This is a genomic window from Kitasatospora sp. P5_F3 (assembly GCF_054049135.1).
In genome coordinates this window covers 1-7,847 of the sequence record NZ_JBFUMY010000126.1, presented here as the reverse complement: position 1 = coordinate 7,847, position 7,847 = coordinate 1, and the positions used below count along the sequence as shown (strand labels likewise).

The window sequence follows — 7,847 nt, the reverse complement described above, 5'->3', positions numbered from 1 at the left end:
AACCCACGGCGGACTCGAGCTGGAGTCAACTTCGTTGTGGACAGGGGGCGTTCCCAGGGGCGGCGTAGGTCGGCGGCCAGCGGGCGGGCCAGGCGGAGCTGGGTGTGGGCGACGATGACCAGCCAGGTCCACAGGTCGGCGGTGTCCGGAGCGCGAAAGTGCGGCGCGGTCCAACCGAGGGTGCCTTTGAGCAGGCGAAACGTGTGCTCGAGGTCGAATCTGCGCAGGAAAGTCGGCTCTGTCGCTGATCTTGTGACGCTGCGTCGGCCTGACGGCCTTGGTGTTGCTGGCCGAAGTGGTCGGATACCTCTCGCTGGACGGCGGGCTGATCGCCCTGCAGGCCATGCATCAGCCGCTCGCCTAAGGTCAGCGTGCCCAGGCGAGGTCCAGCAGGTGGTGCATGACCGCCACCGGCAGTGCCGGATTGCCTGCGCGACAGTGATTGCAGCAGGACTGGCAGGGCTGGTGCTTGCCGGGTGCACCCCGGACACCGCGGACCGGGCCGCACCCTCTAATCCAGGCGTCAGCCCGCCCATATCGGGCAGCGCCCCGACCGCGCCGGCCCCAGGATGCGCCTCCCCGAAGCCCACCTTCAGTGCGTACGGTGGCACCACGGAAGGCCTCCCGGACGACGTGCGCTGCCTCCCCCACGTCGCCGACGGCAACCTCCTCAACGCCCCGCCCGATGCCGACGGCACCCTGGTCCAGGGCCGCTCCCTGACCGTCAACATCACCGAGGACACCACACCCGACGAAGCCCACGCGCTGTGCGTCAAGCTCACCGACATCGGCTACGGCACAGGCGGCCAACACCAGATCTCAATGCTGTCCGTCAGCGGCGGACCAATTATGTACATGTCACTCCCCGACCAGCCAGCCTGCGCCAAAATGCGCTGACCTGCTGAAACGTCGCGAGCGCCCGAGAGCGTCGGTCCAACGTGCGGGACAACCTGGGAGGAACCCCGTTCGACTGTGCCTTTGCATGGTAGGTGGCCATCGTTGCGGGCTAGTTGGCCAGGCTGTTCAGCCGTGTTGGCCAGGTGCTGCCGGGTTGCGCCGGGGCAGCCGGGACGGCGGCGAACCGCGAGGATGGGCCCATGTCTGCCGTGCCCATCGAACCTCGCCCCCTCAACGACTCCGAGCGAGCCGTGCTGGAACACCTCCTGGAAGCCGACTTCGCCGGCGCCCCCGCACTGCGCAGCCAGCTGGACCACACCGAGGTGGTGGCCACCTGGGGAACCGGGTCGGTGAGCGTCGACCTCCGGGTGCGCGGACTGGAGCAGCATTCTGCCGCGCCGTCCACGCTGCTGCCGGCCGGTGCCAACGTCTACGACCGCTCCGGCGAGTACATCGGCGAACTGCTGGTCTGGGCCGAGGGAGGCACGGCCCTGTCGGCCCTGGAGTACGCCTGGGTCACGGACGACATGCCGACCTCCCTGCCGTCCATCGACCAGGTCCGGTGAGCCGCTGACAGCTGGTCGGAGCGGGACAGCCGGCCAGGCCAACTACCGTGCACCGTTTGGCCAAGTAGCGCGCAAAGGCACACCCGCACGTGGACAAGCCCTCCGGAGGTGGCTCCAGTTGGAGTCCCTCACCGGAGACGGCGGCCCCGGAGATCCACTGCAGAACCCGGTCCTCGTAGGTTGGGCCCTCGGATACGACACGCCCTGCAGTGCGGGCGGGGGGACGAAGGGTGGGACATGCGCGGGACGGACGCGGTGGCGGCACTTGCTGAGCTCATGCCGGTGACTGACGGGGTCGATGAGCGGGTCGACTGGGGCGAGGTCGAGGCGGCCTGGGGAACCCGGTTCCCCTCGGACTACGTCCGTTTCATGGAGGTGTATGGGTCGGGGGTGATCAGCGACGGAATCAGCATCCTGCTGCCGTCACTGCGCGTCGACGGGTATCCCTACACGGCAGGCCCGGGCTTGCAGGACGAGACGGAGATCGCCCGCGAGGCCTGGGAGATGTGCCGCGACGAGGCCGACTTCGACGTGGCTCCCGAGTCCATCGTGGCGTGGGGTGCGACGTCGGGCGCGGACATCTACTGCTGGGTGACCACGGACGAGGACCCGGACCGATGGCCGGTCCTCATGTATGGGAGGGGTACCGACAATATGCAGTTGTTCCCTCTTGGGATGGCCGAGTTCCTTCGCAGGCTCCTGGGCGACGCGGCGTTTCGACAGGGGAAGATCAACATTGTCCTGCGGGACGAGGTGTCCTTCGTCAACTGGCGTAACAAATAGCAGTCTCCGTCGGCCGTCCCGGTGGACGGGATCTCGCCACATAGCCGGCCCGCCAGCGAGCTGGCGGGCCGCAGCAGGCATCGGCTCGCCGCTCGTGAACTGGTGGCTCCCACCGGAGGCGGACAACTGCGGCCTGATCCTGGTCGACGGGGTCCTGGTCGACGGGGCCGGCCGGGCCGGGCTGCTCCCGATCGTGTGCGTGGACGTGGCCGATCCGGTGCTCCAGGGCCTGGTGCAGCGCGGTGCGGACGAGCGATCGGTCGAGTACCGGGGCGCCCGCCTGGCGGCCTTGCAGACCGCCATGCTGACCGCCGCCGCCGAGTGGGACCTCGCCCGGGTGCTGAGCTTCCACCACTTCGTGGCGGAGGCCCGGGCCTTGAGCACCGGCCTGCGGGACGTGGCGAAGGTGCTGCGCGAGCAGGACTCAGCACTGCACCCGGACCCGGAGCTGATCGGGACGAGCTGGCTGGAGTCCGAGCACACGGCCCGGGAGCGGCGGAAGACGCTCGGGGACTTCTCCTCACTCCTGGCTGACGACGGGCTGCGGCTGCTGCGGTACGTCCTGGCCTCGGTGAAGGTCTTGTCCGAGGGCGTCGACACGTTCGACTGCGACAGCGTCTTCTTCGCGGACGTGCGCGGGTCGATGGTCGACCTGGTCCAGGCCGTCGGGCGGGCGCTGCGGATGAAGCCGGGCAGCGGGAAGGTCGCCACGATCGTGGTGCCGGTCATCCTGGGCCCTGGGGAGAGCGGCACGGAGCTGCTGAGCTCGAAGGCGTTCGACGGGCTGGCCAAGCTGCTGATGGCCCTGCGGTCGCACGACGCGGCCGCCGTCGAGCGCCTCGCGCTGCCGCAGTCCGAGACCCGGCCGGCCCGGGAACCCCGGCACGCTGGTGACCCGGACGAGCGCCGCTCCGGCGAGGCCGGGGAGCAGCTGCTCCAGTTCTCCACCCAGCGGGATCCGGCGGTCATCGCGGCGTTCGTCCGCACCCGGGTGCTGGGGCCGGAACGCGAAGAGTTCCGGCGCGGACTGGAGGAGCTGCTCGCCTACAAGAAGGCGTTCGGGGACGTGAAGGTCGCCTACGCCTACGCCGCGCCGTCCGGACACCGGCTCGGCTCCTGGGTGGCCGACCAGCGCCGCTACAAGGCCGCCGGAGTCCTGGACACCGAGCGGATCGCCGAGCTGGACGCGGTCGGCATGGTCTGGTCGGCATTCGACAGCGCCTTCACCGACAACCTCACTGCGGTCGCCGGATACGCCGCCGAACACGGGCACGCCTGCCCGCCCAACGAAGCCGTCTGGAACGGCCGCCCGGTCGGGACCATCCTCAAGAACCTCCGCACCGCCCAGCGCAGGACCGAAGCCCTGGAACGGCGGGCGGAGACCGGGGAGACCGGTCTCGACTGGGCCGGGGCGCTCACAGCCGAACGGAAGGCCGCCCTGGACGAGATCGACCCGGCCTGGTGCCCCACCTGGCCTGTCGAGTGGCAACGCTGCTTCGCCCTCGCCTGGCAGCACACCAAGGCCGGCGGCACGCTCGCGGGCGACCCGGGAGCCGCCGTCGTCCAGGGCGAGGACCTCACCGGGTGGGCCCGGGCGCAGCGGACCGGCTGGGACAAGCTCGGCCCCGCCCAGCAGTGGCTCGTCGAGCACGTCCTCGGTCTGGAGCCGATGCCCGCCGAGGAGCTCCCGCCCGCGAAGGTGCCCCACGCGGAGAAAGAACGGCGCAACCTCGCCGCCGCCACCCAATACCGGGAACGGGAAGGCCACCTCAACGTGCCACGGAAGCACAAGGAACCACTGCTGCTGGACGACGGCACCGTGGTGGAGGTCAGCCTCGGCCTGTTCATCGCCAACAGCCGCCTCCGGCGGGCCACCATCCCGGCCGAGCGCGCCGCCCGCCTCACCGAGCTGGGCATCCGCTGGCAGTAGAAGACCGGGGCGAGGGGCGGTACCAGGCGCCAGCACAGAGGGGGCGGTTCCTCGACGGGCAGTAGGAGGGAGTCGCCGGAGGACCGCTCTTTGCCGGCAGGTGCCCGAGCACCACTTGCGGGCGCAGGACTGCTCGAGGTGGGCCGTGGAGGTTTCGTATGCCGCACATTCCCGCTGGTCACAGCCTCTGGTGAACTCCTGCTCGAAGGAGTGATCCAAGCACCAGGGGTTCGGCCTAGCGGGCTGGGCACCCGGCAGGTCAGCCAGGACGAACAGGCACACCCAGAAGATCTGCACCCGACTAGGTTCACGTCGAGAGCGTCAGCACTTCTCCTTCCGCGCCTGCTGGATCAGCGGCTCGGCCTCGTCCACCGTGAAGGAGACCTGCCAGATCTCGGCCGCCCGGTGCAGAGTGTCGGCGAACTCCTGGTAACCGTGGTCCTGTTGAGCCGCGTCGGCAGCGCGGTTGATCGCCGTGTTCAGGTACTGCTCGGCGGTCTGGTAGTAGGGGTCGGTCAGATTTGACGGCCGGGGGCGGGCAAGTTGGTCGGTCAGCTGCTGCAGGGAGGCACAGGCGGACTTGGCAAACTCGCGCGCCGCCACCGTGGCCTTGGAGGGCGTCGAGCTGCAGGCCTCCAGGGAGAGCATGGACGCCAACAGCAGAGGCAGGGGCAGTGACAGACGAAGTATCAGCTGACGTCGACTAGTCATGGGCCAATCCTAGTTAGCATGACGGCCTGACCGCCCGGAAATCCGGCGGACCGCATCTGGGCCTTGTCTGCCCGGTCTGGCCTGGCCCGGGTGATCAAGGCGCCCGCTTCCGCCGTACGGGCCGCCGGGTGGCGGGTGTCTTCATGACCCGGTCGCCGGTGCTGAGCTTGTTGTATGTCACGCCGTCCACGTGGACCGTGAGCTCGTGTCCGTTGTCGGTGCGGATTCGCATCCTGTGGCTGGTGGTCGGGCCGTAGGTACCGATCCCTGTAGTGGTCCAACGCTCGATGACCTGCCCGGCGTAGGAGTCGTTGTACGACCTTCTCCGCCGGTCGGAAAGCGCCACTAGGACGAGGACGATCGGGCCGGCGACGAGGACCAGGAGAATGAGGTACCTCATGTGTGCCCCCCGCGTTGGCGACAGCGCAGCCTGTTCACGGCAGCGTACCGCTCATGCGGGCATCGGCCCAGAAAGCTTGCGCAGCAACGGAATTGAGACCGCCGCGGCTGCGTGAGCGCCCTTCTCCGGGCGAGCGAATAAAGGGGTGCGGATGGGCCGGTGTTGGTGCAGGTCACCGGGCGCGACAACGCCCGGTGCGACAGGGAGTGCGACAGCCCCCGCGACAGGAGCGATGTGGGCGCTCAGCGGCGGTCCTTGGCAGGGTAGAGCTTGGCGTGCTGCACCCGCAGCTTCCACCACGGGTCGGCCGGGGCCGAGACCCGGGCGGCCAGCAGCTCGCGCCGGGTGGGCAGCGGCAGCACCAGCGGACCCAGCTCCTGGTCCTCCCGGTCGCTGACGCACTGCGGGCACTCCAGCCGGTTCGGGCCGGCCTCCTCCGTCAGCTCCAGCAGCGAGCCCTCCTTCCCGCCGATCGAGCCCTCGCACGTCCAGCACCGGCGCAGCTTCGCGTTGGCTTCGCGGGCCGCCTCGAGCTGCGCCTGGGCCTTGGCCTCCAGCTCATCCTCGATGCGCCGTCGGTTCTTCTGGTGGCAGGACCAGCAGCGGCCACCCGGGCGGCGAGTCCACTTCTGCGCTCCCTTCAAGCCGTACTCCGTGGTGCTCTCCTGGTGGGGAACGTTCCCACTGTCGGCGCAGGCCAGGGTCTCCATCAGCTCGCGGTGGGCCTGCTTCGCCTTCTTCTCCCTCGCCTTCTGGCGCTCGCCGTACGCCTCGCGGGTGTGCGGGCTCTCCAGCGCGTCCAGCAGACAGTGCCGTCCGGCGCGGCCGTAGCGCCACCAGACGGGGCCGAGCGGGCCGTGCTCGGCCAGGAGCTCCAACGTGGTGGCGACGACCGGCACGGCGTCGTCGTACTCGTGCCAGCCGTCGCCGTCCGCGTTGTGGGTGGGCATCGTCCACCAGGTAGCGCCGCAGGCGTCGCGCGCCAGGTCCGCCACCTGGCTCTGGCGCGAGTTCCGTGAACGATCTTGAACCTGGTGTAATCCCAGGGTGAGCGGGTGCCGGAACCGGGGTGGCTCGCTGTGGGGGCGGGGATGGGCGGACAGATGGCGGCGGCAGAGCACCGGGATGCTGTGGCGAGGCGGACGCGGGCGGACTGGGAGCTGATGCCCCTGGATGGCGTCGGGCCGCTGCGGTTCGGCATGCCGATCACCGAGGTCACCGCAGTACTGCCGGGCATGAGCGAGCTGCGCCGGTTCCAGGCCGGACCGTCGGAACCGAACACCCTGGGCGTTGCGTTCGGCACGGAGCCTGCAGAGCCTGCTGTGTACGGCTACTTCATCAGCGGCCGGCTGTTCTGTGTCGCGGTCGACGCGGCCTTCGGGCCCCAGGTCACACTCTGGGGAAGGGAGTTGACGGCCTGCGTCCCGGCGGATCTGGAGCAGTTCCTTCTGCATGCTTCCGAGTGCGGGGTGCTCGGTGTGTCCTACGGTCCGCGGGGCAATCCAGGAGCCGTCGGCATTGGCCTGGTCCTGCGGGTGCAGGAGGTCGCGGGCAATGCGGTGACCCGGCCGGTGATGGTGGGTCGAGGCTGGGAAGAGCGGTGCCCCGACGACTGGGAAGGGCCGATACCGGAATGCGAATGGATTGGCCGGCAGTGGTTCTACCCGGGTTTCGCGCAGAGCTGGCCCACCAGCAGGCCGGTTGCCGGCTTGGGGCGACTGGCAGCGGCCCTACTAGGTTGAGTGTCAACGGACATGGCGGGTCCGACAGCTCCGGTGCGAGTTCCGTGAAACCCGCCCGCAGGTCTGGCCGGTTGGCGATCATGACGGGTGTCTGTCACTGAACTCCTGGCCGTCTTGTGTCCCCAGTTCGCGCTGCTGCAGGTGGACTTGATCCGATCGGTCGGCCGGTCCGTACGGGTCCACGCCCGAGGTCGGACGCCGAAGGCGGAGTGTCCGGGCTGCGGCAGCTGGTCCGGGCGCGTGCACAGCGGCTACGAGCGGCGGGTCGGCGACACGGCGGTCAGTGGGCGGGAGCTGGTCCTGCACCTGCGGGTCCGCCGGTTCTTCTGCGATGCCGCCGAGTGCGGGAAGCGGACTTTCGCGGAGCAGATACCGGGCCTGACGTTCCGTTATGGCCGCTGCACGTTGCCGCTGCGGAAGGTCCGTGAGGCTGTCGCGCTCGCGCTGGGCGGCCGGGCCGGGGCCCGGCTGGCCGAGCACCTGGCGGTCGGGATCGGCCGCGATGCCCTGATCCGCCTGGTCCGAGCCCTGCCGGACCCGCAGGCCGGGCAAGTGCGCGTGCTCGGCGTCGACGACTTCGCCCTGCGCAAGGGCCACCACTACGGCACCGTCCTGATCGACATCGAAGGCCGCTGCCCCGTCGATGTCCTGCCCGAACGATCCGCCGACGCCCTCGTTGAACCGGGCGATCAGGTAGGCGGCGTGGCCGTCCAGGCTGGTCTGCCGGCCGCCGGTCGGCCCGGAACCGATCAGCTCCTCGGGGGTGGCCGCGCGCATGAACTTGCGGACTGTCTTGGGGTCCAGGCGGAGCTCGGCGA

General features: G+C 69.8%; 8 protein-coding genes and 2 pseudogenes. 6 read left to right on the top strand and 4 right to left on the bottom strand.

The annotated features are described in order from the left end of the window. A pseudogene (locus ACXJMZ_RS35415) lies at positions 1–230 on the bottom strand (NF041680 family putative transposase); the annotation flags it as partial. Positions 231–633: 403 nt separating this feature from the next. Here ACXJMZ_RS35415 and ACXJMZ_RS35410 point away from each other — a divergent pair. The 4 genes from ACXJMZ_RS35410 to ACXJMZ_RS35395 all read left to right on the top strand — a co-directional run bounded on the left by ACXJMZ_RS35410 (position 634) and on the right by ACXJMZ_RS35395 (position 4,176). Next, on the top strand, positions 634–897 hold the full coding sequence (locus ACXJMZ_RS35410; protein WP_457034123.1) for a hypothetical protein: 264 nt from the start codon (positions 634–636) through the stop codon (positions 895–897). 200 nt (positions 898–1,097) lie between these two features. Continuing rightward, positions 1,098–1,463 (top strand): hypothetical protein, encoded by a 366-nt coding sequence (locus ACXJMZ_RS35405; protein WP_457034122.1) that lies wholly within the window; start codon positions 1,098–1,100, stop codon positions 1,461–1,463. Positions 1,464–1,700: 237 nt separating this feature from the next. Beyond that, positions 1,701–2,246, top strand: a complete 546-nt coding sequence (locus ACXJMZ_RS35400; RefSeq protein WP_457034121.1) for an SMI1/KNR4 family protein — start codon at positions 1,701–1,703, stop codon at positions 2,244–2,246. Between the two features lie 94 nt (positions 2,247–2,340). Next, a complete protein-coding gene (locus tag ACXJMZ_RS35395) occupies positions 2,341–4,176 on the top strand; it encodes a Helicase associated domain protein (protein ID WP_457034120.1) in 1,836 nt (611 codons plus the stop codon). A 321-nt stretch (positions 4,177–4,497) separates the two neighbouring features. Here the strand turns inward: ACXJMZ_RS35395 and ACXJMZ_RS35390 are convergent, their stop codons facing one another. The 3 genes from ACXJMZ_RS35390 to ACXJMZ_RS35380 all read right to left on the bottom strand — a co-directional run bounded on the left by ACXJMZ_RS35390 (position 4,498) and on the right by ACXJMZ_RS35380 (position 6,237). Then, positions 4,498–4,887: a hypothetical protein gene (locus ACXJMZ_RS35390; protein ID WP_457034119.1), complete on the bottom strand. Its 390-nt coding sequence runs from the start codon at positions 4,885–4,887 to the stop codon at positions 4,498–4,500. A 94-nt stretch (positions 4,888–4,981) separates the two neighbouring features. Continuing rightward, positions 4,982–5,287 (bottom strand): DUF7489 domain-containing protein, encoded by a 306-nt coding sequence (locus ACXJMZ_RS35385; RefSeq protein WP_457034118.1) that lies wholly within the window; start codon positions 5,285–5,287, stop codon positions 4,982–4,984. A 242-nt stretch (positions 5,288–5,529) separates the two neighbouring features. Further along, positions 5,530–6,237 carry a hypothetical protein gene (locus ACXJMZ_RS35380; RefSeq protein ID WP_457034117.1) on the bottom strand — a complete coding sequence of 236 codons (708 nt, stop codon included), beginning with the start codon at positions 6,235–6,237 and terminating at the stop codon, positions 5,530–5,532. Positions 6,238–6,378: 141 nt separating this feature from the next. On the opposite strand from ACXJMZ_RS35380, the gene ACXJMZ_RS35375 reads away from it, so the two are divergent. Continuing rightward, the gene (locus ACXJMZ_RS35375; RefSeq protein ID WP_457034116.1) at positions 6,379–7,029 is read left to right on the top strand and encodes a hypothetical protein; all 651 of its coding nucleotides are present in this window, start codon (positions 6,379–6,381) and stop codon (positions 7,027–7,029) included. 240 nt (positions 7,030–7,269) lie between these two features. Beyond that, positions 7,270–7,847: pseudogene (locus ACXJMZ_RS35370) on the top strand (ISL3 family transposase); the annotation flags it as partial.

What these genes read in the sequence shown, in the direction of transcription:
- ACXJMZ_RS35380 (WP_457034117.1), bottom strand. Translation starts at nt 6,237, where the DNA reads ATGCCCACCCACAACGCGGACGGCGACGGCTGGCACGAGTACGACGAC.
- ACXJMZ_RS35400 (WP_457034121.1), top strand. Translation starts at nt 1,701, where the DNA reads ATGCGCGGGACGGACGCGGTGGCGGCACTTGCTGAGCTCATGCCGGTG.
- ACXJMZ_RS35405 (WP_457034122.1), top strand. Translation starts at nt 1,098, where the DNA reads ATGTCTGCCGTGCCCATCGAACCTCGCCCCCTCAACGACTCCGAGCGA.
- ACXJMZ_RS35390 (WP_457034119.1), bottom strand. Translation starts at nt 4,887, where the DNA reads ATGACTAGTCGACGTCAGCTGATACTTCGTCTGTCACTGCCCCTGCCT.
- ACXJMZ_RS35375 (WP_457034116.1), top strand. Translation starts at nt 6,379, where the DNA reads ATGGGCGGACAGATGGCGGCGGCAGAGCACCGGGATGCTGTGGCGAGG.
- ACXJMZ_RS35385 (WP_457034118.1), bottom strand. Translation starts at nt 5,287, where the DNA reads ATGAGGTACCTCATTCTCCTGGTCCTCGTCGCCGGCCCGATCGTCCTC.